The organism is Dyella sp. (genome assembly GCF_051962475.1).
Lineage (GTDB): Bacteria > Pseudomonadota > Gammaproteobacteria > Xanthomonadales > Rhodanobacteraceae > Dyella_A.
The window spans coordinates 45,007-69,800 of record NZ_JBQCCF010000003.1 but is presented as its reverse complement, the minus strand read 5'-3'; the positions used below and the strand labels follow the sequence as shown (position 1 = coordinate 69,800).

General features: G+C 67.3%; 23 protein-coding genes and 1 tRNA gene. 17 read left to right on the top strand and 7 right to left on the bottom strand.

Annotated features, from left to right (window positions below; genetic code table 11):
• Nucleotides 1-110: 110 nt before the first annotated feature.
• Complete coding sequence (locus ACTHJF_RS00320; RefSeq protein WP_440265294.1) at nt 111-893, bottom strand: enoyl-CoA hydratase/isomerase family protein; 783 nt, start codon at nt 891-893, stop codon at nt 111-113.
• Between the two features lie 155 nt (nt 894-1,048).
• Between ACTHJF_RS00320 and ACTHJF_RS00315 the strand changes: the two genes are divergently transcribed.
• Genes ACTHJF_RS00315 through ACTHJF_RS00300 form a run of 4 tightly spaced genes read left to right on the top strand, consistent with a single transcriptional unit; the run spans nt 1,049 to nt 3,441 of the window.
• Complete coding sequence (locus ACTHJF_RS00315) at nt 1,049-1,765, top strand: FKBP-type peptidyl-prolyl cis-trans isomerase (protein ID WP_440265293.1); 717 nt, start codon at nt 1,049-1,051, stop codon at nt 1,763-1,765.
• A 34-nt stretch (nt 1,766-1,799) separates the two neighbouring features.
• Complete coding sequence (locus ACTHJF_RS00310; RefSeq protein ID WP_440256159.1) at nt 1,800-1,994, top strand: DUF1289 domain-containing protein; 195 nt, start codon at nt 1,800-1,802, stop codon at nt 1,992-1,994.
• Nucleotides 1,994-2,596 carry a CoA pyrophosphatase gene (locus ACTHJF_RS00305; protein ID WP_440265292.1) on the top strand — a complete coding sequence of 201 codons (603 nt, stop codon included), beginning with the start codon at nt 1,994-1,996 and terminating at the stop codon, nt 2,594-2,596. Before ACTHJF_RS00310 ends, ACTHJF_RS00305 begins: the two co-directional genes overlap by 1 nt.
• Complete coding sequence (locus ACTHJF_RS00300) at nt 2,593-3,441, top strand: sulfurtransferase (protein ID WP_440265291.1); 849 nt, start codon at nt 2,593-2,595, stop codon at nt 3,439-3,441. Before ACTHJF_RS00305 ends, ACTHJF_RS00300 begins: the two co-directional genes overlap by 4 nt.
• Nucleotides 3,442-3,459: 18 nt before the next feature.
• Here the strand turns inward: ACTHJF_RS00300 and ACTHJF_RS00295 are convergent, their stop codons facing one another.
• From ACTHJF_RS00295 to uvrA, 4 genes are all read right to left on the bottom strand, one after another.
• On the bottom strand, nt 3,460-4,212 hold the full coding sequence (locus ACTHJF_RS00295; RefSeq protein WP_440265290.1) for an enoyl-CoA hydratase/isomerase family protein: 753 nt from the start codon (nt 4,210-4,212) through the stop codon (nt 3,460-3,462).
• Between the two features lie 22 nt (nt 4,213-4,234).
• On the bottom strand, nt 4,235-5,656 hold the full coding sequence (locus ACTHJF_RS00290) for a DUF4139 domain-containing protein (protein ID WP_440265289.1): 1,422 nt from the start codon (nt 5,654-5,656) through the stop codon (nt 4,235-4,237).
• 104 nt (nt 5,657-5,760) lie between these two features.
• Nucleotides 5,761-6,210 (bottom strand): acyl-CoA thioesterase, encoded by a 450-nt coding sequence (locus ACTHJF_RS00285; RefSeq protein WP_440265297.1) that lies wholly within the window; start codon nt 6,208-6,210, stop codon nt 5,761-5,763.
• 62 nt (nt 6,211-6,272) lie between these two features.
• Nucleotides 6,273-9,254 carry an excinuclease ABC subunit UvrA gene (uvrA, locus tag ACTHJF_RS00280; RefSeq protein ID WP_440265288.1) on the bottom strand — a complete coding sequence of 994 codons (2,982 nt, stop codon included), beginning with the start codon at nt 9,252-9,254 and terminating at the stop codon, nt 6,273-6,275.
• Between the two features lie 167 nt (nt 9,255-9,421).
• Here uvrA and ACTHJF_RS00275 point away from each other — a divergent pair, with 167 nt between their 5' ends.
• The 6 genes from ACTHJF_RS00275 to ACTHJF_RS00250 all read left to right on the top strand — a co-directional run bounded on the left by ACTHJF_RS00275 (nt 9,422) and on the right by ACTHJF_RS00250 (nt 13,837).
• Nucleotides 9,422-9,955 (top strand): DUF2059 domain-containing protein, encoded by a 534-nt coding sequence (locus ACTHJF_RS00275; RefSeq protein ID WP_440265287.1) that lies wholly within the window; start codon nt 9,422-9,424, stop codon nt 9,953-9,955.
• 133 nt (nt 9,956-10,088) lie between these two features.
• Entirely contained in the window at nt 10,089-10,403 is a 315-nt protein-coding gene (rplU, locus tag ACTHJF_RS00270; protein ID WP_431637391.1) for a 50S ribosomal protein L21, read from the top strand.
• Between the two features lie 19 nt (nt 10,404-10,422).
• Nucleotides 10,423-10,680: a 50S ribosomal protein L27 gene (gene rpmA / locus ACTHJF_RS00265; RefSeq protein ID WP_431637389.1), complete on the top strand. Its 258-nt coding sequence runs from the start codon at nt 10,423-10,425 to the stop codon at nt 10,678-10,680.
• Nucleotides 10,681-10,828: 148 nt separating this feature from the next.
• Nucleotides 10,829-11,911 carry an Obg family GTPase CgtA gene (cgtA, locus tag ACTHJF_RS00260; RefSeq protein WP_431637387.1) on the top strand — a complete coding sequence of 361 codons (1,083 nt, stop codon included), beginning with the start codon at nt 10,829-10,831 and terminating at the stop codon, nt 11,909-11,911.
• A 145-nt stretch (nt 11,912-12,056) separates the two neighbouring features.
• Nucleotides 12,057-13,103 carry a N(4)-(beta-N-acetylglucosaminyl)-L-asparaginase gene (locus ACTHJF_RS00255; protein WP_440265286.1) on the top strand — a complete coding sequence of 349 codons (1,047 nt, stop codon included), beginning with the start codon at nt 12,057-12,059 and terminating at the stop codon, nt 13,101-13,103.
• A complete protein-coding gene (locus ACTHJF_RS00250; protein WP_440265285.1) occupies nt 13,103-13,837 on the top strand; it encodes a copper homeostasis protein CutC in 735 nt (244 codons plus the stop codon). Before ACTHJF_RS00255 ends, ACTHJF_RS00250 begins: the two co-directional genes overlap by 1 nt.
• A 71-nt stretch (nt 13,838-13,908) precedes the next feature.
• Here the strand turns inward: ACTHJF_RS00250 and rpsT are convergent, their stop codons facing one another.
• Nucleotides 13,909-14,172: a 30S ribosomal protein S20 gene (gene rpsT / locus ACTHJF_RS00245; RefSeq protein WP_017460878.1), complete on the bottom strand. Its 264-nt coding sequence runs from the start codon at nt 14,170-14,172 to the stop codon at nt 13,909-13,911.
• A gap of 253 nt (nt 14,173-14,425) precedes the next feature.
• On the opposite strand from rpsT, the gene murJ reads away from it, so the two are divergent.
• The 5 genes from murJ to ispH all read left to right on the top strand — a co-directional run bounded on the left by murJ (nt 14,426) and on the right by ispH (nt 21,759).
• Complete coding sequence (gene murJ, locus ACTHJF_RS00240) at nt 14,426-16,033, top strand: murein biosynthesis integral membrane protein MurJ (protein WP_440265284.1); 1,608 nt, start codon at nt 14,426-14,428, stop codon at nt 16,031-16,033.
• 40 nt (nt 16,034-16,073) lie between these two features.
• Nucleotides 16,074-17,027, top strand: coding sequence for a bifunctional riboflavin kinase/FAD synthetase (locus ACTHJF_RS00235; protein WP_440265283.1), 954 nt, complete (start codon nt 16,074-16,076; stop codon nt 17,025-17,027).
• A 160-nt stretch (nt 17,028-17,187) separates the two neighbouring features.
• Nucleotides 17,188-20,049: an isoleucine--tRNA ligase gene (ileS, locus tag ACTHJF_RS00230; protein WP_440265282.1), complete on the top strand. Its 2,862-nt coding sequence runs from the start codon at nt 17,188-17,190 to the stop codon at nt 20,047-20,049.
• A gap of 140 nt (nt 20,050-20,189) precedes the next feature.
• On the top strand, nt 20,190-20,687 hold the full coding sequence (lspA, locus tag ACTHJF_RS00225; protein ID WP_440265281.1) for a signal peptidase II: 498 nt from the start codon (nt 20,190-20,192) through the stop codon (nt 20,685-20,687).
• A gap of 115 nt (nt 20,688-20,802) precedes the next feature.
• Nucleotides 20,803-21,759 (top strand): 4-hydroxy-3-methylbut-2-enyl diphosphate reductase, encoded by a 957-nt coding sequence (gene ispH, locus ACTHJF_RS00220; RefSeq protein ID WP_440265280.1) that lies wholly within the window; start codon nt 20,803-20,805, stop codon nt 21,757-21,759.
• 61 nt (nt 21,760-21,820) lie between these two features.
• Here the strand turns inward: ispH and ACTHJF_RS00215 are convergent.
• A tRNA-Thr gene (locus tag ACTHJF_RS00215) sits at nt 21,821-21,896 on the bottom strand.
• Nucleotides 21,897-22,081: 185 nt separating this feature from the next.
• Between ACTHJF_RS00215 and ACTHJF_RS00210 the strand changes: the two genes are divergently transcribed.
• Together ACTHJF_RS00210 and ACTHJF_RS00205 are read left to right on the top strand one after the other, a co-directional pair.
• The gene (locus tag ACTHJF_RS00210; protein ID WP_440265279.1) at nt 22,082-23,989 is read left to right on the top strand and encodes a diguanylate cyclase; all 1,908 of its coding nucleotides are present in this window, start codon (nt 22,082-22,084) and stop codon (nt 23,987-23,989) included.
• A 128-nt stretch (nt 23,990-24,117) separates the two neighbouring features.
• Nucleotides 24,118-24,711, top strand: coding sequence for a pilus assembly FimT family protein (locus ACTHJF_RS00205; RefSeq protein WP_440265278.1), 594 nt, complete (start codon nt 24,118-24,120; stop codon nt 24,709-24,711).
• Nucleotides 24,712-24,794 lie beyond the last annotated feature (83 nt).

The window sequence follows — 24,794 nt, the reverse complement described above, 5'->3', positions numbered from 1 at the left end:
GTTTCTTCCGTTAGGACCCCGCTAGCGGAAAATGATTTTGTTTTTTTTTCGTAATCAAATCAAATCCATCGCCCGCGAGCGGGCTGCTACAGAGGATGCCGCGAGGTGGCTCAGCGGCCTTTGAACTCGGGCTTGCGCTTGTCGAGGAACGCGCGCGTGCCTTCGCGCATGTCCTCGCTGGAGAACACCAGGGCGAAGGCCTGGGTTTCGAACTCCAGGCCCTGGTCGAGACCCGCTTCGCCTCCTTGCAGTACGGCATCGAGAATGCCGGCCGCGGCCAGTGGCGCGGCGGCGGCGAGCTGGTCGGCGAGAGCATCGATCGTCTCGTCCAGCGCTTCCGGCGCGACCACGCGGGTCACGATGCCCAGCCCGTGGGCGCGCTGCGCGCCGATTGTCGCGCCGGTAAGGCACAGCTCCAGCGCGGCGCTGCGACCGGCCAGGCGCAGCAGGCGCTGGGTGCCACCGAAACCGGGGATCAGGCCGAGGTTGATCTCCGGCTGGCCGAACTTGGCCTTCTCGCTGGCCACGCGCAGGTGGCAGGCCATCGCCAATTCCATGCCGCCGCCCAGCGCGAAACCCTGGATGCGCGCGATCACCGGCTTGCCGAGGCGCTCGATCAGGCTCATCAGGCGCTGCCCGGTGCGCGAGAACGCCTGCGCCTGCAGCGGCGTGTAGCCGTTCATCTCGGCGATGTCGGCACCGGCGACGAAGGCCTTGTCGCCGCTGCCGGCGAGCACCACCACGCGCACGCCATCTTCCTGCGCGGCCTGGGTGAAGGCGAGGGTGAGCTCGTTGAGCGTGTCGCGGTTGAGTGCGTTGAGCTTGTCCGGGCGGGCGACGGTAATGGTGCGGACGGCGCCACGATCGGCGATCTCGAGGTTGCGGTAGGCCATGGCGGAAACCTGCGGGTGAAAAAACGCAGATGGTACAGCGGGAACCTTTGCGGCCGCCCGGAATCTGATGCCGGTATCGCACCGGGCAGCATGCTGCGTTCCGCGCACGTAGCGCATAGCATGCCAAGCCAGGTGTCACGTTTACGGAGAGCGGCATGACGAAGTGGGCAGGGCTGGTAGTGGCGGCGCTCGGGCTGATCGGCACCGCCGCGCACGCGCAGCAGGCCGCCAAGGGGTCGGCCGCGGCCCCCACCGTCGACAAGGCCAAGCTGTCGTACGCGATCGGCTACCAGATCGGCAGCCAGTTCGCTGATGGCGATCCGGCCGTGGATCTGGCGACGCTCGAGCGGGCCATCCAGGATGCGGCAGCCAAGCGTCAGCCGAGCGTGCCGATGCAGGACATGCGCGCCCAGCTGCGCGCCCTCGACGATCAGATGCACGCCCGCGCCGTGAACGAGTTCCGCCGCGTCGCTGCGGCCAACGCGCGCAAGAGCGAGCAATACATGGCGCACAACCGCACCCAGCCGGGTGTGGTGCAGCTGGCTTCGGGGGTGCAGTACGCGGTGATCAAGCAGGGCCAGGGCACGGTGAGCCCTACGGTGGACAGCAAGGTCACCGTCAACTACCGCGGCATGCTGATCGATGGCACCGAGTTCGACAGTACCTTCGCGCACGGCAACCCGGTGAGCTTCGTGGTGAAGAGCGTGATTCCCGGCTGGCGCGACGTGATTCCGCGCATGCACGTGGGCGACCGCTGGAAAGTGGTGATTCCGCCGCGGTTGGCCTACGGCGAGCGTGGCGCCCTGCCACGTATCGGCCCGAACGAGGCGCTGGTGTTCGATATCGAGCTGCTGGACGTCGCCAATCCCTGATCGGCGCCCGGCGCAGGCGCTATCATTACCGGTCATGTCGACCGATCCCCGCGCTTCCTTTTCCGACGCACCACTGACGCCCTGCATCGGCCTGTGCCGGCTCGACGGGCGCGGCTATTGCCTGGGCTGCCAGCGGTCGATGGGCGAGATTGCGCGCTGGGGCACCATGCCCGATACCGAGCGGCTCTACCTGATGCGCGTGGTGCTGCCGACCCGCAAGGGGTCGTGATGGAGCGCATCTGGCACGCACTGGAGCCCGCCCTGCTGCCATTGGCCACGCCGCCGCAGCCACCGGGCTGGAACCACGCGCCGATGAGCGAGCTGCTGGGTACCGCCGAGCGGCGTCCGGCGGCGGTGCTGGTGGGCGTGCGCGAAGGCGTCGACCCCCGCGTACTGCTCACCGTGCGCACGGCGCACCTGCCGTCGCATGCGGGGCAGGTGGCGTTCCCCGGCGGCGGCAGCGACCCCGACGACCGTAACGCGATCGCCACTGCCTTGCGCGAAAGCGAGGAAGAAATCGGGCTGGATCCGCGCTTGGTGTCGCCGCTGGGCTTCCTCGACATGTTCGAGACGATCAGCGGCTACTGCGTCACGCCGGTGGTGGCGCGGGTCGCCGAGCACGCCACGGTGGTGCCGGCGCCGGACGAAGTGGCCGAGGTGTTCGAGGTGCCGCTGGCGTTTTTCCTGGAGCCGGGCAACCTGCGCCGCTACACCATGGAGTTCCGTGGCCACCAGCGACCGATGGTGGAGTTCGTGCATGGCGGGCATCGCATCTGGGGCGCCACCGCGGCGATGATGCTCAACCTGCTGCAGAGGATGGGACGCGCATGAAGACCACGCTGATTTCCGCCGCCGAGCTCGCTGCGTTGTCGCCGGCGGACGTGTTGATCGTCGATTGCCGCGTCGACCTTGCCGATCCCGACAAGGGTGAACGCGACTGGCGCAGCGGGCATATCCCCGGGGCGGTCTACGCGCAGCTCGACCGCGACCTGTCCGATCTCTCGCGCCAGCATCTGGGGCTGGGCCGGCATCCGCTGCCGCTGGAGACGGATTTCGCGGCCGTGCTGGGTCGCTGGGGCTGGCGTCCCGGCTTGCAGGTGGTGGCGTATGACGCCGCCGGTGGTGCCCTGGCCGCTGCGCGCCTGTGGTGGCTGATGCGGTTGGTCGGCGAGCGTGCGGTGGCGGTGCTCGATGGCGGTATCGGCGCGTGGGTCGCCGCCGGCCTGCCGTTGGAAACGTCGGTGCCCGAACGCGTGCCCACCACGGTAACGATCCACTACGACCCCGCGCAGTTCATCGTCGAGCATGCCGCTGTCACGGCGAGTCCGCAGCAACTGCTGATCGATGCGCGCGCCGCGGCGCGCTATCGCGGCGACACCGAACCGCTGGATCGTGTCGGCGGGCACGTTCCCGGTGCGCGCAACCGCCCGTTCGCGGATAACCTCGCCGCCGATGGGCGCTTCAAGTCGCCCGACGATCTGCGGGAGGAGTTCCTGGCGGTGTTGCAGACGTACGCGCCGCCGCAGGTAGTGCACTCCTGTGGCTCCGGCGTCACCGCGTGCCATAACCTGCTGGCGATGGAAGTGGCGGGCTTGAATGGATCGCGGCTGTACGCGCCGTCGTGGAGCGGCTGGGTCAGCGATCCGTCGCGGCCGGTGGCTACCGGGGCGGACTGAGCGCCCGGCCGGCTCGATTCACTTCTTGCGCAGCCGGTCGACCAGGCTCTGCAGCACCGTCTGCGTCTGCGGATGGAAGAAGCCATCGACGAAGGCATCCAGCGGCAGCGCATCCACGTCGGCGTACGCCTCAGTAAGGTCGGCACGGGCCAGCGCGCGGGTGGCGAGCATCGCGTGCGATGGCAACGCCAGCAGTTCGCGCAGCCAGTGCAGCGCTCGGGTAGATACCTGCTCGACGCCAGTGAGCTCGTCCACCATGCCGCAGGCCAGGGCCTGCGAGGATTCGATCATCGCGCCGGCGACGAGCAGCCGCTCCGCGCGGTAGGCACCCACCACGCGGCGCAGTGCGAGCTGGATGCAGTCGGGCACGCTCAAGCCCACCTGCACTTCGTTGAGGCCGATCTTGAATGGGCCTTCGGCCATGACGCGGTAGTCGCAGAACAGCGACAGCACTGCGCCGCCCGCCGGGCTGTGCCCGGTGATCGCGGCTACCACCGGTATCGGTGAGCGCGCCAGTGCGGCGCAGACGGCGAAGAACTCGCGCCAGAACGCGCGCACCTCGCTGCGCTCGCGCCCCATCAGCGCTGGCACGTCGACGCCAGCGGAGAACATGCCGGGCGCACCCGACAGCACGATGCCGCGGGCGCCGGCCGCGGGGGCCTCCTCGACCGCCGCGCGAAGTTGCTGCAGCAAGGAGAGATTGAGTGCGTTGACCGGGTGGCGGGCCAGCTGGAGTTCGACGATGGCGTCGTGGTGGATGCGATTGAGCATGGTCGTTCTCTGGTAGGCGGGCTTATTGCGGCTGGTCGTCGGCGGTCCAGGTGTAGCGCACGGCGTAGTCGAGCGTCGCGCTGCCGTGTGCCGGCACCTTCACCGCAAAACCCAGCGTGTCGGCAGTGCTGACGGTGGGTTTGAGACTGGAGGAGGCCAGCGTCCAGCTGCGCCAGCGCGAAGGGTGTTCGCGCACGGTGATCGTGCGGGCGCTGTCGCCGGCGTTGCTGAAGGTGAGGCGGAACGCCTCGTCCATGGTGCGGCCCTCGCGATCGACATGGAACGCGGTGCGCTCGCGCTTGGCGCGCAGGTCGAACACGTTGCCGAGCGTGAGCTTGACCTCGGCGTCCTTCGGGGTGTCTTCGATGCGACTCTCGCCGATCACCTGTGCTGCGCCGCGGTCATCGCGCGCCAATACGCGCAGGTAGCCGGCCGGCAGGCTGTCGAAAGCGCGGAAGGTGAGCGTGCCGACCACGTTGGTGGGTCCATCGACCATGATCGACGGTTGCGTCATGGGCTGCGGAGGCTGGTAGCCGCCGCCGGTTTCGTACAGCGCCGTGCGCTCGCAGGCGATGCTCTTGGGCGCGTACAGCGGCAGCAGGCTGACGGTGCCGTCCGGCAGGTCGACCGGCTCGGGCAGGCGATAGCTGCGGTAATCGCCGACGGTCGACTGCTGCGGCAGGTCGGCGGCCTTGCCGCGGAAGGCCATCGCCATCATCGGGGCCGCGGCGGGCTTGTCCAGACGCGGCTCGCCGGCGATCAGCGTGAGCTGGGCGTCGTGCCAGTCGCTGCCGCTGCGGTTGGCGACACTGGCGCGCGACTGCAACGCGATGCGGCAGCCGCTGCCATCGGCGAGCGTTCCGATATACGACGCGCGCCAGCCCAGTCCACCGGTCACGTAGCTGAGCTGCGCCGCGGCCACCCCGGCGCGCGGCGCATCCACCCGCAGGTCGAGCCGGGTGCCGCCATCGACATCGCCGGTTGCGCGCACTGCCACGTAGTCGTGCACGAGCACCGTGCTCTCACCCTGTTGAATCTGCAATACGTCGCCGGCCGAGCGCAGGATGCCGCTGAGGATCACGTCGCCCTGGTGGCCGAGCACGTCGACCTTGCGTCCGACCAGATCGCTCACCCGCGCCACGCCACCCTGGGCGAGCTGCAGTCGCTGCGATACCACGGTGGTCTTTGCGTCGTCGAACTGCAGTGCGAGCGCTTCGGGGTCGAGGTAGAGCGGCAGGCCGGTGAGGTGCGCGTCGTGCACGCCGGCGGCGAGGTTCAGCGAGCGCGGCTCGCGCACCATCGCGTAGCCCGCCTGCGCATGGCTGCCGTCGTTGGCGAACAGCGAGGCATCGTCACTGCGGTAGATCGTGATGTCGCTGTGGTCGGCCGCGGCGGCACCGGTGGCGAGCGTGAGCAGGAAGAGGGCGAGGGGCGTCTTGCGCACGGGCGAGCTCCTTGTCGTGTGGGTCCGGCGATCTTACCGGCACCGCATGAAGCGCAGGCATCGATCGAACCGGCGGCGCAACCCCGTCACGCCTCGCCGTGCGTTCAAGCGCCGTCGGCGGCCGAGTCGCGGATCGCCTGCGGCAACGGCACCGGCTTGCCGGTCGTAGGATTCATCCACACCAGTACTACCTGTCCGTCGCAGTAGAGCTGGTCGGTATGCTCGGCATCGACGACGCGATGGGCCAGAGTGATCGAGCTGTTGCCCAGGCGCTCGCAGAACAGCTCCACGGCCAGGTGGCCCGGCCAGGCGATGGGTTGGCGGTAGTTGAGGTTGCTGGCCGCCAGCACCGGCATCGACGACTCGTCGAACCACGGGCCGGGCACGTGGCGCAGCCACTGCAGCCGAGCTTCTTCGAGGTAAGTGAGATAGGTGGAGTTGTTGACGTGGTTGAAGGCATCCAGATCACGCCAGCGCACCTCCAGATGGGCCACGAACAGCGGCCTGGGCTCTGCCTGCTCGACCGGCGGCGAGTTGTCGAGTTCGGTCGCCAGAGCGGCGTCGGCGGTCTTGGAGGCGCGCGTCTTGCGCGCCGGTTTCGGGGTGTCCTGCGAGCTCACGAACGCTTCTTCCTGGGCATGGGGCGGTGCTTGTCGGCCGAGGCAATATGCTTGGTGGCGGCCTTGGTGCGCTTGGGGGTGTCGGCGCGCTTGGCCTTGGTGGCCTGGGTCGATTTCAACTGCGGCGCGAGGAAACGGCCGGTGTGCGAGCCCGGGGTTGCGGCCACCGTTTCCGGCGTGCCCGACACCAGGATGCGCCCGCCGCCCGAGCCGCCCTCGGGGCCAAGATCGACAATCCAGTCGGCGGTCTTGATCACGTCGAGGTTGTGCTCGATCACCACCACCGTGTTGCCCTGGTCGACCAGCTGATGCAGCACGTCGAGCAGCTGCTCGATGTCGTGGAAGTGCAATCCGGTGGTGGGCTCATCCAGGATGTAAAGGGTGCGGCCGGTGTCGCGCTTGCTGAGCTCCTTGGACAGTTTCACGCGCTGCGCCTCGCCGCCGGAGAGCGTGGTCGCACTCTGGCCGAGCTTGATGTAGTCCAGGCCCACGGCGCGCAGCGTATCGAGCTTGCGGGCAATGGTGGGTACGTTCTCGAAAAGCTTCAGCGCGTCCTCCACCGTCATGTCCAGCACGTCGGCGATGGTGTGGCCCTTGTAGAGGATGTCCAGCGTCTCGCGGTTGTAGCGCTTGCCGTGGCAGACGTCGCAGGGCACGTAGACGTCGGGCAGAAAGTGCATCTCCACCTTGATCATGCCGTCGCCTTCGCAGGCCTCGCAGCGGCCGCCGCGCACGTTGAAGCTGAAGCGGCCGGCGGTGTAGCCGCGCGAGCGGGCCTCCGGCACCTGCGCGAACATCTCGCGCAACGGGGTGAACAGGCCGGTGTAGGTGGCCGGGTTGGAGCGCGGCGTGCGGCCGATCGGCGACTGGTCGATGTCGACCACCTTGTCGAACAGGTCCATGCCGCTGACCGACTCGAACGGCGCCGGCTGGGTCGCGGCGCCGTTGAGCTCCATCGCCGCCAGCCGGAACAGCGTGTCGTTCACCAGCGTGGACTTGCCCGAACCGGACACGCCGGTGACGCAGGTGAACAGGCCGGCCGGAACGGCGAGGTCCACGCCCTTGAGGTTGTTGCCGCGGGCGCCCTTCAGTTGCAGCCACGAGGCCTTGTCGATCGGCTGGCGACGCTTCTCAGGCACCTCGATGGCGCGCTTGCCGGAGAGAAACTGGCCGGTCACCGAACGCAGTGAGGCCAGCACGTCGTCCACCGAACCCTGCGCCACGATCTCACCACCGTGCACGCCGGCGCCAGGGCCGATGTCGAGCACGTGGTCGGCCATGCGGATGGCGTCCTCGTCGTGCTCGACCACGATCACCGTGTTGCCGAGGTCGCGCAGGCGGGTCAGCGTGCCGAGCAGGCGCTCGTTGTCGCGCTGGTGCAGGCCGATCGACGGCTCGTCGAGCACGTACATCACGCCCACCAGTCCGGCGCCGATCTGGCTGGCCAGGCGGATGCGCTGCGCCTCGCCGCCGGACAGTGTGTCGGCCTGGCGGTCCAGCGTGAGGTAGTTCAGGCCCACGTCGTTGAGGAAGGTGAGCCGCTCTCGGATTTCCTTGACGATCTTGGCCGCGATCTCGCCGCGCCAGCCGGTGAGCGTCAGCGTCTCGAAGAACGCCAGCGCGTCGTCGATAGAGCGGTGGGTGAGCGCGGGCAGCGCATGGTCGGCGACGAACACGTGGCGCGCCGAACGGTTCAGCCGCTGGCCTTCGCAGGTGGGGCAGGGCTGGTCGCTGATGTACTTGGAAAGCTCCTCGCGCACCGCAGCCGATTCGGTTTCCTTGTAGCGGCGTTCGAGGTTCGGAACGATGCCCTCGAACGGATGCTCGCGGGTCACGCGTCCGCCGCGTTCGGTGAGGTAGCGGAACGCGATCGGCTGCTTGCCGCTGCCGAACAGCACGGCCTGCTGGGTAGCGGCCGGCAGGTTCTTCCACGGCTCGTTGACGTCGAAGCCGTAGTGCGCGGCCAGCGACTGCAGCAACTGGAAATAGTGCGGGTTGCGCCGGTCCCAGCCGCGAATGGCGCCGCCGGCCAGCGAAAGCTCCGGATGACCGACCACGCGGGTCGGATCGAATACCTGGGTGACGCCCAGGCCGTCGCAGCTGGGGCAGGCACCGATCGGCGAGTTGAACGAGAACAGCCGCGGTTCCAGCTCCGGCAGCGAGTAGTCGCAGACCGGGCAGGAGTAGCGCGAGGACAGCATCTGGTCGGCGTGGGCCGCTCCTGCGCTTCCTGCGCCCGCGGCATTCGCACTTCCCTGTGCAGCATCCATGTCCGCCAGGATCACCAGACCGTCGCCGAGGCGCAGCGCAGTTTCGAATGACTCCGCCAGGCGCTGCTTGATGTCCTCGCGCGGGCGGAAGCGGTCGATCACCACCTCGATGGTGTGCTTCTGGCGCAGGGTAAGCGGCGGCACGGCGTCCAGGTCGTAGACCGCGCCGTCGACGCGGGCGCGCACGAAGCCCTGCGCGCGAAGCTGCTCGAACACCTGCACGTGCTCGCCCTTGCGGTCGCGGATCACCGGCGCCAGCAGCATCAGGCGCTTTTCCGGATCCATTGCCAGCGTGGCGTCGACCATTTGGCTGACCGTCTGCGCTTCCAGCGGGATGCCGTGGTCGGGGCAGCGCGGCGTGCCGACGCGCGCGTAGAGCAGGCGCAGGTAGTCGTACACCTCGGTGATCGTGCCCACGGTCGAGCGCGGGTTGTGCGAGGTGGATTTCTGCTCGATCGAGATCGCCGGCGACAGACCCTCGATGTGGTCCACGTCAGGCTTCTCCATCATCGACAGGAACTGCCGCGCGTACGCCGACAGCGACTCGACGTAGCGCCGCTGGCCCTCGGCGTAGATGGTGTCGAAAGCGAGCGAGGATTTGCCCGAGCCGGACAGGCCGGTGATCACGATCAGGCGATCGCGGGGCAGGTCCAGGTCGATGTTCTTGAGATTGTGCGTGCGTGCGCCGCGGATGCGAATGGTGTCCATCGCGCCGTGATATGGGGGAAACGATCACTATACCAATCCCCTGTGATCGGACCGTGGCCGCCAGTGGGCAGAGAATGACTGCGTGGCAAGGTCGCCAGCGGTTTGTCGATGGCGCCAGCTGTGGCTAAATGCCCGCTTCGCCGCCTCACTTTTCGGAGAGAACCCGCATGAAGCCGACATCGATCCAGCGCGCCTGGCGCACGACCGCCTGCATCGCCGTCCTGGCCCTGGCCAGCGCACCCGCCTGGGCCGCACAGGCGAGCGCGCAGCAGGTGCGCGAGCTGATGGGCGTGTTCGGGGTGAACCGGATGTTCCAGCAGATGAACGTGCAGATGGCCGGGATGATGGGCCAGCAGCTGCCCTGCGTGCCGGCCAGCTACTGGAACAATTTTCTCGACGAGAAGGGCATGGCCGAGCTGACCGAGAAGATGATCCCGATCTACCAGCAGCACTTCAGCGCCGCGGAGATCGACGGGCTGCTGAAGTTCTATCGCTCGCCGCTCGGTCGCAAGGTGGTTGCCGAGATGCCGTCCACCATGGCCGAGGGCATGCAGGTGGGGCAGCAGTGGGGGCGCGAGCGCGCCCAGGCGATGATGGAGCAGCTGCAGAAGGACGGCACCATCACCGGCGAGGGGCGCTGCCCCGCCACTGCACCGGCCCAGCCGGCGCTGGGCAAGCCAGCCGGCAAGCCTTCCAAGTAGGCCCCGGGGCTGCCGATTTCAGGGGTGGTCAAGGATTGACCAGCGCCCGCAGCGGTCGCTATAATCCTGAGTCCGCCAGGGGCAGTGCACCGCCCGCGGAACCCAAGAGAATAACGACAGAAGGGACATTCCCATGAGTTATGCAGTCATCAAGACCGGTGGCAAGCAGTACCGCGTGCAGCAGGGCGACGTCCTGCGCGTGGAGCTGCTGAACGCCGAAGAAGGCGCCACCGTGAGCTTCGACGAAGTTCTGCTGGTGGGCGCGGGCGAGTCGATCACCGTCGGCGCGCCGACCGTGGCCGGTGCCACCGTCAGCGCCACCGTGCGCAAGCACGGCCGCGCCGACAAGATCCGCATCATCAAGTTCCGCCGCCGCAAGCACCACAAAAAGCAGCAGGGACATCGTCAGCACTTCACCGAAGTGGAAATCACGGGCATCAACGCCTGAGCAACTGGAGCATTGAGTCATGGCACATAAAAAAGGCGTAGGTTCCAGCCGCAACGGTCGCGATTCGAACCCGAAGTATCTCGGCGTCAAGATCTACGGTGGCCAGGCCATCGAGGCCGGCAACATCATCGTGCGTCAGCGCGGTACCCAGTTCCACGCCGGCACCGGCGTCGGCCTGGGTCGCGACCACACGCTGTACGCGCTGGTCGATGGCACCGTGCAGTTTAAGGTCCGCGGCGAGAAGAACCGCCGCTTCGTCGACGTGATCCCGGCCTAAGCCGCGTCCGTCGCGATCCGCGAAGGCCCCGCTTCGGCGGGGCTTTTGCTTTTTGGAGCCGTTGCAGCGCGCCCGCATTGGGCGGCGGGTAACGGTTCTCGCTAGACTTTTTTCGTTTCCCACCGTTCTTACGCTCCTGGACCCCGCCATGAAATTCGTCGACGAAGCAGTCATCAAAGTCCAGGCCGGCGATGGCGGCAATGGCTGCATCAGCTTCCGCCGCGAGAAATTCATCCCGTTCGGCGGCCCCGATGGCGGCGATGGCGGCTTCGGCGGTTCGGTGTGGCTGGTGGCCGACGAGGGGCTCAATACCCTGATCGATTTCCGCCACCAGCGCAGCTTCAAGGCGCAGCGCGGCCAGAACGGCATGGGCAGCCAGATGTACGGCAAGGGCGGCGACGACACCACGGTACGCGTGCCGATCGGCACCGTGGTCACCAATGTCGACACCGACGAGATCATCGGCGACCTCACCCAGCACGGCCAGCGCCTGCTGGTGGCACAGGGCGGCAAGGGCGGGCTGGGCAACATCCATTTCAAGAGCTCGGTGAACCGGGCGCCGCGCAAGTCCACCCCGGGCACGCCCGGCGACGTGCGCGAGCTCAAGCTGGAGCTCAAGCTGCTGGCGGACGTGGGGCTGCTCGGTTTCCCCAACGCCGGCAAGTCGACCTTCATTCGTGCGGTGTCGGCGGCGACGCCCCGCGTGGCGGACTACCCGTTCACCACGCTGCATCCCAACCTCGGCGTGGTCAGCCTGGGCACCGACCAGAGCTTCGTGATCGCCGATATTCCTGGCCTGATCGAGGGTGCCGCCGACGGTGCAGGCCTGGGCATCCAGTTCCTGCGTCACGTGTCGCGCACCAGCCTGTTGCTGCACCTGGTCGATATGGCGCCGATCGATGGCTCCGATCCGGTCGAGCAGGTGCGCGCGATCGAGCAGGAGCTGGCCAAGTTCGATCCCGAACTGCTGGAACGCCCGCGCTGGCTGGTGCTCAACAAGGCCGACGTGCTGCCCGAGGACGAGCGCCAGAAGGTGGCCGAGGACATCGTCGCCCGGCTGGGCTGGACCCAGCCGTGGTTCATGGTCTCGGCGATCGCCCGCGAGAACACCATGGCGGTGTGCCAGCAGGTGCAGCGCTTCTTCGAGTCGCAGCGTCTGGCGCGCGCGGAAGCGACGGCCGAGGATGCCGGCTTCTCCGCCGGCGACGTGCGCCAGCGCGGCGAGGCTTAAGCCCCGGCTGTCGTGCGAGGCCGGTCGCAGGCCGGCACGCCACGCTCCGCAACGCGGATACGCAGAAGAAGCCAGAGTTTCGGTGCTCGCCGCTGGCCTGGCAATCGCGCATCATGCAGCGATTGCCCGCAGCCAAGGAGCCGCCATGACGTCGCGCCGCGATTTTCTCAAGACCTCGATGCTGGCTGCCGGTGCCCTGGGGCTGCCCGGGCTGGCACGCGCATCCGTCTCGCCCGAACAGGGGGCGATTCCGGCGAGGGCCGGCGCCCGCGTAGTGTCGACCTGGGATTTCGGCGTGCCGGCAAACCGAGCGGCATGGCGCGGTCTGGGTGCGGGCGGCACGGCGCTGGATGCGGTGGAAGTCGGCGTGCAGGTGCCGGAGGCCGATGTGGCCAACCACAGCGTCGGCAAGGGCGGTTATCCCGATCGCGATGGTCACGTCACGCTCGACGCTAGCATCATGGATGGCGATGGCCGTTGCGGCGCCGTGGCGTGCATCGAGCGCATCGTGCATCCGGTCCGCGTCGCCCGGCGCGTGATGGAGGCCACTCCGCACGTGCTGCTGGTCGGCGAGGGCGCGCTGCAGTTCGCCCGCGAGCAGGGCTTTCACGAGGAGGACCTGCTCACGCCGGAGGCGGCAGAAGCCTGGCATGCGTGGCTCAAGGAGGCCAGGTACAAGCCGGTGCCCAACAGCGAGAACCGCGACTATCACCAGAGCCTGGGGCTGCCGGGTGGCAAGCACAACCACGACACCATCGGCATGCTGGCCGTGGATGCCCATGGTCACCTTGCGGGCGCCTGCACCACCAGCGGCATGGCCTGGAAGCTGCACGGCAGGGTTGGCGACAGTCCGCTCATCGGCGCCGGCTTGTATGTGGACGGTGAGGTCGGCGGCGCGACGTCCACCGGTGTCGGCGAGGAAGTGATCCGCAACGCCGGCAGCTTTCTGGTGGTCGAGCTGATGCGACAAGGCCGCAGTCCGCAGGAGGCCTGCGAAGAGGCAGTGCGGCGCATCGTGAAGAAGCGGCCCGACGCCGCCAAGGAGTTGCAGGTGGGTTTCCTCGCCCTGCGCCGGGATGGTGCGGCGGGCGCATTCGCAGTCCAGCGCGGCTTCACCTACGCCGTCTGTGACGCCGAGAGCACCGATCGCGTGTTCGCCTCGCCCAGCGTATACACCACGAGCTTCAACTGATGGCACTGCTGGAAGTGGCGGCCAGTTCGCTGACCTCCGCCCTGGCCGCGCAGGCCGGTGGGGCGGGAAGGGTGGAGCTGTGCGGTCAGCTGGCCGATGGCGGCGTCACGCCCTCCTATGGGCTGGTGGCGACGGCACGCGATCGTCTGCGGATTCCGCTTTACGTGCTGGTACGTCCGCGCAGTGGTGACTTTCTGTACGACGAGGCCGAGTTCGAGCTGATGCAGCGCGACATCGAGGCTTGCGTACGGCTCGGCTGCGACGGGGTGGTGATCGGGGCGCTCGATGCCGACGCCGGCGTGGACCTTGCCGGTTGCCGGGCCCTGGTCGCCGCGGCAGGTGGGCTGGGCGTCACCTTCCACCGCGCCTTCGACGCCGCGCGTGATCCAGCCCGCGCGCTGGAAGACGTGATCGCGCTGGGTTGCGAGCGGGTGTTGACCTCCGGCGGCCATCGCAGCGCGCTGGACGGGGCCGCACACATCGCGGCCCTGGTGCAGCAGGCGGCAGGCCGCGTACGCATCATGGCGGGGGCGGGGGTACGCCCGGAGAACGTGGCGGACGTGCTCGCACGCAGCCAGGCGGGCGAACTGCACGCTTCGGCGCGCGGCCTATGTCGGAGCGCTATGCGCTGGCGCAACGAGCGGCTGGAGGACCTGGCGGCGGATCGGCAAGAGACCGATCCGGCGATTGTCGCCGCGCTGGTGGCCGCCCTGGCGGTGGCGCAGGGGGCCTGAGGCGGGAAGATCGGCAAAGAGAAAGCCGGCTTGCGCCGGCTTTCTCACCAACCCGAAAAAGCAAACTGGCCTCAGGCCAGCTCGCGGATCTTCGCGTTGAGGCGGCTCTTGTGGCGAGCGGCCTTGTTCTTGTGGATCAGGCCACGCGCGGCGTAGCGGTCCATGACCGGCTGCGCAGCGGCGAACGCCTCGACGGCGGCAGCCTTGTCCTTGGCCTCGATGGCCTTGACGACCTTCTTGAGGGCGGTACGGACCATGGAGCGGGCGCTGACGTTGCGCAGGCGGCGCTGCTCGGACTGGCGCGCGCGCTTCTTCGCGGACTTGATGTTGGCCAAGGTAAAACTCCGGAAATGCTTGGGTTGGAAAAAAGACGCGCAATTATGCGGGCAATGCGCTATGGCGTCAACCGCTTAGCTCGTGCCGGACGGTGTCCGGCGGGGCTTGCGCAGCGCCTGCTATGGGGCGACGTGCCCGCATTGTGCCACAGCCGGGGCGCCAACTCGGCCGCTCTCGCTGTCACACTACGCGCTTCGTGCCGCCCGCCGTACCGGGCCGCCCATCTTCGTTCACAGAGGTAGCGTCACCCGCATGAAGTCCCCCAGCATGCTGCGCGGGCTGCTGTCGTTCAGCAGCATGACGATGGTCTCGCGGGTCCTCGGCCTGATCCGCGACATTTCGATGAGCCACGTGTTCGGCGCCAATGCGGCGACCGATGCCTTCGTCATCGCCTTTCGCATTCCCAACTTCATGCGGCGCCTGTTTGCGGAGGGATCGTTCTCCACTGCCTTCGTGCCGGTGTTCACCGAGGTCAAGCAAACGGGCTCGCGCGAGGAGTTGAAGCAGCTGTTGGCCCGCGTGTCCGGCACGCTCAGCGGCGTGCTGCTGCTGGTCACGGCGCTGGGCATGATCTTCGCCCCGCAGGTGGCCTCGATGTTCGCGCCGGGCGCGCTGGACCACCCGCACAAGTTCGATCTCACCACCGACCTGGTGCGGCTGACTTTTCCGTTCATCTTCTTCGTATCGCTGAACGCGCTGTCGGCCGGAGTGTTGAACAGCTTTCACCACTTTGCGCTGCCGGCGCTGGCGCCGGTGATCCTCAACGTCTGCATGATTGCCGGCGCGCTGTGGCTGGCGCCGCGGCTGCAGGTGCCGATCATGGCGATGGGCTGGGCGGTGCTGGTGGCCGGCGTGCTGCAGTGGCTGTTCCTGCTGCCGGCGGTGCGGCGGCTCGGCCTGTTGCAGCGGCCGCGCTGGGGCTGGAAGCACCCGCAGGTGCGCCGGATCATGACGCTGATGGTGCCGACGCTGTTCGGTTCTTCGGTAGCCCAGCTCAACCTGCTGCTGGATACCGTGGTGATCTCCTATCTGGTGACGGGCTCGCAGACCTGGCTGTGGCAATCCACCCGCTTCCTCGAGCTGCCGCTGGGCGTGTTCGGCGTGGCGCTGGGCACGGTGATCCTGCCGGCGCTGTCGCGACACCATGTGGGTACGGACCGGACCGGTTTTTCCCGCGCGCTGGACTGGGGCCTGCGTATCACGCTGCTGATCGCGTTGCCGGCGATGCTGGCGCTGCTGGTGCTGGCCGAGCCGCTGGTGGCCACGTTCTTCCAGAACGGAAATTTCTCGGCGTTCGACGCGCGGATGGCTTCGTTGTCGGTGCTGGCGCTGAGCGCCGGCTTGCCTGCCTACGCGCTGGTCAAGGTACTGCTGCCGGCGTTCTACGCGCGGCAGGACACCCGCACCCCGGTGCGTGCCGGCGTGGCGGCGCTGGTGGCCAACATGTTGTTCAACGGCGTGTTCATCGCGCTGCTGTTCGAGCTGTGGGCGACGCCGGCGCAGAAGCAGGGCAGCTGGATCGACGGCATCGCCCAGGTTCCCGGCCTGCACGTGGGACTGGCGATCGCCAGCTCGCTGTCCAGCTACGTCAATTTCGCCCTGCTGTGGCATTGGCTGCGTCGCGAGGGGGTGTACCAGCGGCTGCCGGGATGGTCGCGGCACTGGCTGCGACTGGGCGTGGCGTGTGCGGCGATGGTTGCGGTACTGCTGGCCGGGCGCTGGCTGTGGCCGGACTGGACCCACGTCGCGGTGCTGGCGCGGCTGTGGCACCTGATGGTGCTGGTAGTCGCCGGAGCCGCCACCTATGCCGCCGCGCTGTTCGCCCTGGGCTTCCGTCTGCGTGACCTGCGCGGTGCCTGAACAAGCCCAGAGCAGGGCGGCCGGCCGCTATACTGGCGCGATGATCAAGCTTTCCAGGGACGTTGCCGGTGCCTGCCTGACGCCGCGCGGCAGCGTGGTGGCGATTGGCGCGTTCGACGGCCTCCATCGCGGGCATCAGGCATTGCTGGCGCAGGTGCACGAGCGTGCGCTCGCGCTGGAAGCCGAGCCGGTAGTGGTGAGTTTCGAGCCGCTGCCGCGGGCATATTTCTCGCGCGAGCCGCTGCCGCGGCTGTCCAGTGTGCGCGAGAAACTGCGCGGGTTCGGTGCGGCGGGCATGGCGCACGCCTTGTTGCTGCGCTTCAACGCGGCGCTCGCGGCGATGTCCGCCGAGGACTTCGTGCGCCAGGTGCTGGTAGAGCGACTGGCGGCACGGGAGGTGTGGGTGGGCGGCGATTTCCGCTTCGGTCACCGCCGCGCCGGCGACGTGGCGATGCTGGAACGCTTGGGCGAAACGCTCGGGTTTGCGGCGCGCACGATGGCACCGGTGACGCTGCACGACGAACGCGTATCGGCTACCCGGGTGCGCGAGCTGCTGGCGGCCGGCGATTTTGCCGAGGTCGCGCCGCTGCTTGGCCGACCGTTCGTGATCGAGGGCAAGGTGGAGTACGGCAACCAGCTCGGCCGCACGCTGGGCTATCCCACCGCCAACATCCACCTGCGCGAGCGGGTCAGCCCGATCCACGGCATCTTCGCGGTGCGCGTGGGCCTGGGCGACGGCGAATGCGCCTGGCCCGGCGTGGCTAGCCTCGGCGTTCGGCCCACCGTCAACGAAGTGGCCGAGCCGCTGCTGGAAGTGCATCTGTTCGATTTCGAGGGCGATCTGTACGGCCAGCGCATGGCGGTGGAGTTCGTCGGCAAGCTGCGCGACGAACAGAAGTTCGACGATCTGGACGCGCTCACCGCCCAGATGGATCGCGACGCCGCGGCGGCGCGTGCCATGCTGGGCATGAATCCCGTGCTGGTGGGCGCATGACGGCCACGTGCCGCAAAGCGCCTGCCGGGCTTGTTTCAAGCCCGGTCAGCATTAGCATCTGAGGTTTGCCCGTGGCGTGCGCTGGCCGCACGCACGCGGTCAGCCATGCATCACGTTCGTTCGGGGCCGCCCGGCGAACCCACCCGACGGCAACCAGGCTATGACCCAGGATTACAAGAGCACCATCAACCTGCCGCAGACGGATTTCCCGATGCGCGGCGACCTGCCCAAGCGCGAGCCGGGCTGGCTGGCGCAGTGGGAGCAGGTGGATCGCTACGCGCAGATCCAGGCGCACACCGCCGGGCGCGACAAGGTGTTTGTGCTGCACGACGGCCCGCCCTACGCCAACGGCTCGATCCACATCGGCCACGCGGTGAACAAGATCCTCAAGGACATGACGGTCAAGTCCAAGCTGCTGGCCGGCCATCGTGCGCCGTACGTGCCAGGCTGGGATTGCCACGGCCTGCCGATCGAGATCGCGGTGGAGAAGAAGTACGGCAAGCCGGGCGACAAGCTCGACGCCCGCGCCTTCCGCCAGAAGTGCCGCGAGTACGCCGCAAGCCAGGTTGACGCGCAGCGCACCGACTTCAAGCGCCTGGGCGTGCTGGGTGACTGGCAGAAGCCCTATCGCACGATGGATTTCACCTACGAGGCGAACATGGTGCGCGCGCTGGCGCGCATCGTAGCCAATGGCCACGTGGTGCGCGGCGCCAAACCGGTCTACTGGTGCTTCGACTGCGGCTCGGCGCTGGCCGAGGCGGAGATCGAGTACGCCGACAAGCAGTCGCCGGCGGTGGACGTGGCCTATGACGCGCTCGATCCGCAGGCACTGGCCCGGCTGTTCGGCGTGGAGGCGGGCGACGCCATCGTCGCCGTGCCGATCTGGACCACCACGCCGTGGACGCTGCCCTCCAGCCTGGCCGTGTCGCTGGGCGCAGAGCTGGAGTACGCGCTGGTCGAGGGTCCGGCTCGCAACGGCAAGCGCGTGCTGCTGGTGATCGCCAGCGCGCTTGCCGAGCGCGCGCTGCAGCGCTACGGCGTCGAGCAGGCGGTGGTGCTGGGCGCGGTCAACGGCCAGGCGCTGGAAGGCGTGCAGCTGAAGCACCCGTTCTATCCGCGCGAGGTGCCGGTGATCCTGGGCGAGCACGTCTCGGCCGAGGACGGTACCGGCGCCGTGCATACCGCGCCCGATCACGGCGTGGAGGATTTCACCGTGTCGCGCCAGTACGGTATCGGCACGATCAACCTGGTCGACGGCCGCGGTATCTATCGCGCCGACACGCCGCCTCTGGACGGCACCGCGCTGGCCGGAGTGCATTTGTGGAAGGCCAATCCGCTGATCGTCGAGGGCCTGCGCGCGCGCGGCGTGCTGCTGGCTCATGTGACCATTGAGCATGCCTACCCGCACTGCTGGCGCCACAAGACGCCGGTGATCTATCGCGCCACGCCGCAGTGGTTCATCGGCATGGAGCAGGCCGGCCTGCGCGAGACGGCGCTGGCCTCGATCAAGCAGGTGCGTTGGGTGCCGTCGTGGGGTGAAGAGCGTATCGCTGGGATGGTGGCGGGGCGTCCGGACTGGTGCATCAGCCGCCAGCGCACCTGGGGTGTGCCGATCGCGCTGTTCGTGCACAAGGCGACCCAGGAACCGCATCCCGATTCCGTGGCCTTGATGGAGCAGGTGGCCAAGCGCATGGAGCAGGGCGGCATCGATGCATGGTACGAGCTCGACGCGGCTGAGCTGCTGGGCGACCAGGCCGGCGATTACGAGAAGGTCACCGATGTGCTGGACGTGTGGTTCGACTCGGGCGTCACCCACTTCGGTGTGATTGGCCAGCGCCCCGAGTTGCAGCAGGGCGACGCGCACGACTACAAGGTGATGTACCTGGAAGGCTCCGACCAGCACCGCGGCTGGTTCCAGTCTTCCTTGCTTACCTCCTCGGCGATCCACGGCCGCGCGCCCTATGACGATGTGCTCACCCACGGATTCACCGTGGATGCATCGGGCCGGAAGATGTCCAAGTCGCTTGGCAACGTGGTGGCGCCGCAGAAGGTGATGGACACGCTGGGCGCCGATGTGCTTCGGCTGTGGGTGGCCTCTGCCGACTACCGCAACGAGATGACCGTCTCCGACGAGATCTTGAAGCGCGTTTCAGACAGCTACCGCCGCATCCGCAACACCGCGCGCTTCCTGCTTGGCAATCTCGACGGCTTCGATCCGGCAAAGCACCTGGTGGCCGTGGAGGATTCGCTGCTGCTCGATCAGTGGGCCGCGCAGCAGGCCTACGACGTGCAGCAGGCGGTGGTTGCCGCGTATGAGCGCTATGACTTTCCCGAAGTGGTGGCGCGGGTGCAGAACTTCTGCACCAACGAGCTGGGCGCGCTGTACCTGGACATCACCAAGGATCGCCTCTACACCATGCCGACCGATAGCCGTGGCCGGCGCAGCGCGCAGAGCGCGATGTACCGCATCGCCGAGGCGATGGTGCGCTGGCTGGCGCCGGTGCTGAGCTTCACCGCCGAGGAGATCTGGCAGGCGCTGCCCGGCGAGCGTGGCGAGACGGTGCTGTTCGAGACCTGGTACGAGGGGCTTGCGGCAACCCAGGCGTCGCCCGAACAGCGTCGCTACTGGGCCGATCTGCTGGCCATCCGTGATGGCGCCTCGCGCGTGCTCGAGGGCATGCGCAAAGCCGAGCAGATCGGCGCAGCGCTGGAGGCGAAGCTGACCGTCCACGCCGATGCCGCGCTGCTCGAGCGCTATCGCACGGCCGAAGGCGAGCTGCGGTTCTTCTTCATTACCTCGGAGCTTACGTTGGTACCGCTGGCGCCGCGCCCGGACGATGCAGCAAAGGTTGAGCTGGACGGCGCCGAGGCATGGGTATCGGCCCGCGTCAGTGACGCGTCCAAGTGCGTGCGTTGTTGGCATCGCCGTGAGGACGTGGGCAGCCACTCCAACCATCCCGAGCTGTGCGATCGCTGCGTAAGCAATGTCGACGGCCCCGGTGAGGATCGGCGCTGGTTCTGAGCCGTCCGCACCGAACCTTTGTAGGAGCGCAACCTGTACTCGACCGCTACTGGCGTTGATTGCGGCCGAATGCAATCGCGCACAGGGTGCGCTCCTACGTTCCAGGAATCAGCATCATCGAATCGGAAGCTACGCCACCCATGACCACCAAACCCAACGCGTTTCCCTGGCTGCTCGTTTCCGCTGCGGTCATTGCGCTCGATCAGCTGAGCAAATGGTGGGCGCTGGTGGCGCTGCAGCCGGCCGGCATGCCGCATCCGGTGATTCCTGGCCTGCTCAACTGGACGCTGGCGTTCAATACTGGCGCGGCCTTCAGTTTTCTCGCCGAGGGCGCGGGCTGGCAACGCTGGTTCTTCGTGGCGTTGGCGCTGGTGATCAGTGCAGTGCTGGTAGTGTGGCTGGCACGTACCGCGCGGCGCGATTGGCGTACGGCTGCGCCTCTGGCGCTGATTATCGGTGGCGCCATCGGCAACCTGATCGATCGTCTGCACGCCGCCGCGGTCACCGATTTCATCCAGGTCTACTGGCGCCAGTGGAGCTACCCGGTGTTCAACCTGGCCGACTGCGGCATCAGTGTCGGCGCGGTGCTGCTGATCGTGTTCGGCCTGCGGGCCGGCAAGCGTGAGGGCATGCGATAATCCGCCTTCCGTCGTAGGAGCGCACTCTGTGCGCGACGCTCTTGGCAGGTTCCACCAGGGAGCATCGCGCACAGGGTGCGCTTCTGCAGTGTCTCACCCGCCACCGGGCCCGCCCATGGACATCCTCCTCGCCAATCCCCGCGGCTTCTGTGCCGGCGTCGACCGCGCCATCGCCATTGTCGAGCGCGCGCTGGAGTCGTACGGCGCACCGATCTACGTGCGACACGAGGTCGTGCACAACCGCTACGTGGTCGACAAGCTGCGTGCCGACGGCGCCGTGTTCGTGGAGGAGCTGCATGAGGTGCCCGACGGCGCCACCGTGATCTTCAGCGCCCACGGCGTCTCGCAGGCGGTGCGCGAAGAGGCCGATCAGCGAGCGCTCAAGGTGTTCGACGCCACTTGCCCACTGGTGACCAAGGTGCACATGGAGGTCGCCCGGCTGGGCCGGATCGGCCGCAGCGTGATCCTCATCGGGCATGCCGGGCACCCCGAAGTCGAAGGAACGATGGGGCAGTGGAACCCGGCCAATGTCGGCGAGATCCTGCTGGTGGAATCGGTGGAGCAGGTGGCCACGCTGGCCCCGAAGTTTCCGCACGAGTTGTCCTACGTTACCCAGACCACGCTGTCGGTGGACGACACCAAGGCGATCATCGTCGCGCTTCGCGAACGGTTCCGCGACATCGAGGGGCCGCGCAAGGACGACATCTGCTACGCCACCCAGAACCGGCAGGACGCGGTGCGGCGGCTGGCCGAAGCGGTGGACCTGGTGCTGGTGGTCGGCTCGGTGAACAGCTCCAACTCGAACCGGCTGCGTGAGCTGGCCGAGAAGCAGGGCGTGCGCTCCTACCTGATCGATGGCGCCGAGCATATCGACCGCAACTGGCTGGACGACGTGCAGCGCATCGGCGTCACCGCCGGTGCCTCAGCCCCCGACAAGCTGGTGCGCGACGTGATCAGCCGCCTGCAGTCGTGGGGCGCCGGACAGGTGAGCGAACTGGACGGCGAGCCGGAAAACATCACGTTCGCCCTGCCGAAGGAACTGCGCATGGCCGACAACCAACCCGGCGTCTGATCGCCAACGCCGCCCCGGACAAACAAAAAGGCCCGCAGCGATGCGGGCCTTTTTGCTGAAGTGGTGCCGGAAATAGGAATCGAACCTACGACCTACGCATTACGAATGCGCCGCTCTACCAACTGAGCTATTCCGGCAAAGAGCCGCAAATTTTACGGAGCGAGCGAAACTTCTGCAAGGGCCGTCCGAACGGCCGGGCGGCCGCTGTACTCAAGTCCAAGGGCCGGCTGCCGACACCGTACATGCACCGCCCGGTGTCCCGGCGCCATGGAGTGGCATTCGACGAGCATCCACCTTGCTTCGATATTCACCTTCGCCACGCATGCTCGCCGGTTGCTTCCTGGCGCTGCTCATGCTGTGTCATCGGGCGGTCGCGGGCGATGGCGACGGCCCGGCCGGCGGTTTTGATCGTCTGGCAGACCAGCTCGAGCGCGGAGAGTTGGTCATTACTACACATGATGACGCCCTCAGGTTGCTCGATCGTCTCAAGGGGCAGATCCCGTCTGGCGACAGCCGTCGCGAGCTGCGCTACCGCTATATGTTCTGCATCCTGGGCATGGATGGCGATCCGGCCGCGGGGGTGGCATACGCGGATCGTGGCATCGCCGATGCGCAGCGGGTTGGCTACACGGCGGCGGAGGTCAATTTTCATTTTTGTCGCGGCGCCAACCAGGAGTCGCTGACCACCGCTCGCGATGCACTGCCCGACTACAACGCCGGCATCGACCTCGCTCGCCACGCAGAAAATACCCGCCTCGTTGCGGACGGCCTGACTTGGCGCGGCGCGGTGCAGTCGCTGCTCGGCGAACACGCTTTGGCGTTGGTGGATTTCCTCGAGGCGCAGAAGTTCTACGATAGCGCCGGCGAGCCGATAGAAAGCGAGCAGAACCTGTTCAATGTCGCCGTGGCGTATCGGCGTCTGGGTGAGCGCAGCGAGGCGCGCGACTACCTCGATCGGCTGATGAAGATCGGCAAGGAGCGCAAGGACCTGCCGCAACAGGCGGCGGCGCACATGCAACTCGGTTTTTTGGATTCGGAGACCGGGCCCGATCACCTGGTTGCCGCACGCGAGCACTTCCTGGCCGCGCTGCAGATCGCCCGGGCCACAGGAAGTCATGTATCGCAAGGCTCGGCGCACATGGGGCTGGCGCAGGTGTTCAACCAACTGGGTGAGTACCGTGGCGCGCTGGACGAACTGGCCGCGGCGCGTGCCGAGTTCGTCACGACACGCGACCGCTCCGACCGCGACATGCTGGCGCTACAGGAAGGTGAGGCGCATGCCGGCCTGGGCGATCACGCGCAGGCGATCAGCGACTTTAATCGTTCGGAAGCATTCCTCCGCAAAAGCGGCAATCTCCGCTACCTCTCCGAGTTGCTTGAGCAGCGCTCGCACAGCTACGAGGCGCTGGGCAAGACCGCGCTGGCGCTGGCAGATCTCCAGCGCATGGTGAAAGTCCACGAGTCCTTGGACCGCAAGGCGCAGTCGTTCACCACGACCTTGATGAGCTATCAGTTCGATACAGCGCGCAAGGAGCAGGAAAATCGCAGACTGGAGGCCGACCGCCAGTTGCGCGAAGAGCAACTGGCCGCCTTGGAGCGGGTACGCCGCTGGCAGCGGGCCGCACTCGCGCTGGGTGGGATTTTGATCGTGCTCCTGCTGTGGCAGGCGCAACGGCAACTTCGCCGCTCCCGCCGCCTGCACCGCATGGCGATGACCGATCCGTTGACCGGCATCGCCAATCGTCGGCGCATCGAAGATCTGGGGCGATCGATGTTTGCCGAGGCCATTGCCAAGAACGAACCGATGGCGCTAGTGGTCCTGGACGTGGACCATTTCAAGCAGGTCAATGATGCCTTCGGTCATCAAATCGGCGACAAGGTCCTCACGCGAATCGTTGGCGCATGCCAAGGGATACTGAGGAAAGCGGATTGCATCGGGCGCATGGGTGGCGAGGAATTCATCGTGCTCTTGCCAGGCGCCGATTGCGATGAAGCCAGACAGGTCGCTGAGCGGTTGCGCAAATGCGTACAGGCCACCCGGCTGGATGACCTCGCTGCCGATCTGAAAGTGTCGATCAGTCTGGGTGTGGGAAGCCGGAGGCCGGAAGATGATTTGCTCGAGTCTCTGGTACGGCGCGCCGATCGCGCGCTTTATCGGGCCAAAGACTTCGGTCGCAACCGGGTCGAAGTCGACCTGCTGATGGAAGGGGTGTGCCGGGCCCCTGAATAATGTGACAGCAAGCACGCCACGCTCCAGCACCTGGCCGCTTGTCGGTAAATTCACACCGCTCGTCGGCCGTGGTCGCCCGGTTGCTGCCATGACGCGTATTTTTGCGCATGGGAACATCAGGGGGCGTCATGCACATATATCCGTACCCGCCGGCCTCGGCGGAGGCGACGACCGCGTACCGGAGTTGCGTCCGACGGCAAGAAGAGGGCTTCACGATCGTCGAGCTGATGGTCACGGTGGCGGTCGCCGCCATCCTGCTGGTGATCGCCGTGCCCAGTTTTCGCAACGTCACGGCGAACAATCGGCTCAATACCGCCGTCAATGATTTGGTCGCCTCGCTCGGCTCCGCGCGCATGGAAGCGATCAAGGCCAATGCCGACGCCCAGTTCTGCAGTAACTCCGCGTCCATCAATGCAAGCAGCACCCTTGGTACGGCATGTGGCACCGAAGCAGGTGCCGTCGCCCTGTCCACCGGATCGACCGCGATAAAGGTCCGCTCGGGGACGACTACGATCAACGGCACCATCCATCTCAGCGGTGACGTCCAGGCGATTCGATACGGCGGGGACGGTGTCGGTCATGCGGTCGGAAGCTCCGCGCCCTTCAATGGCACCGTTGCCGACATCTGCACCACTTCGCTCAGCACGAATAACCATCGCACGATCACGATGACCGGAGGATCGATCCTCACAACCTCCACTTCGCCGGGAGATTGTCCATGAGCCCTGCGCGCCTACCTCCTCATGGCCCTGTTCTTGATCCAACACATCCCTGTCAGGCCGGTGGCGCAGCCGTCGGCCTCCCG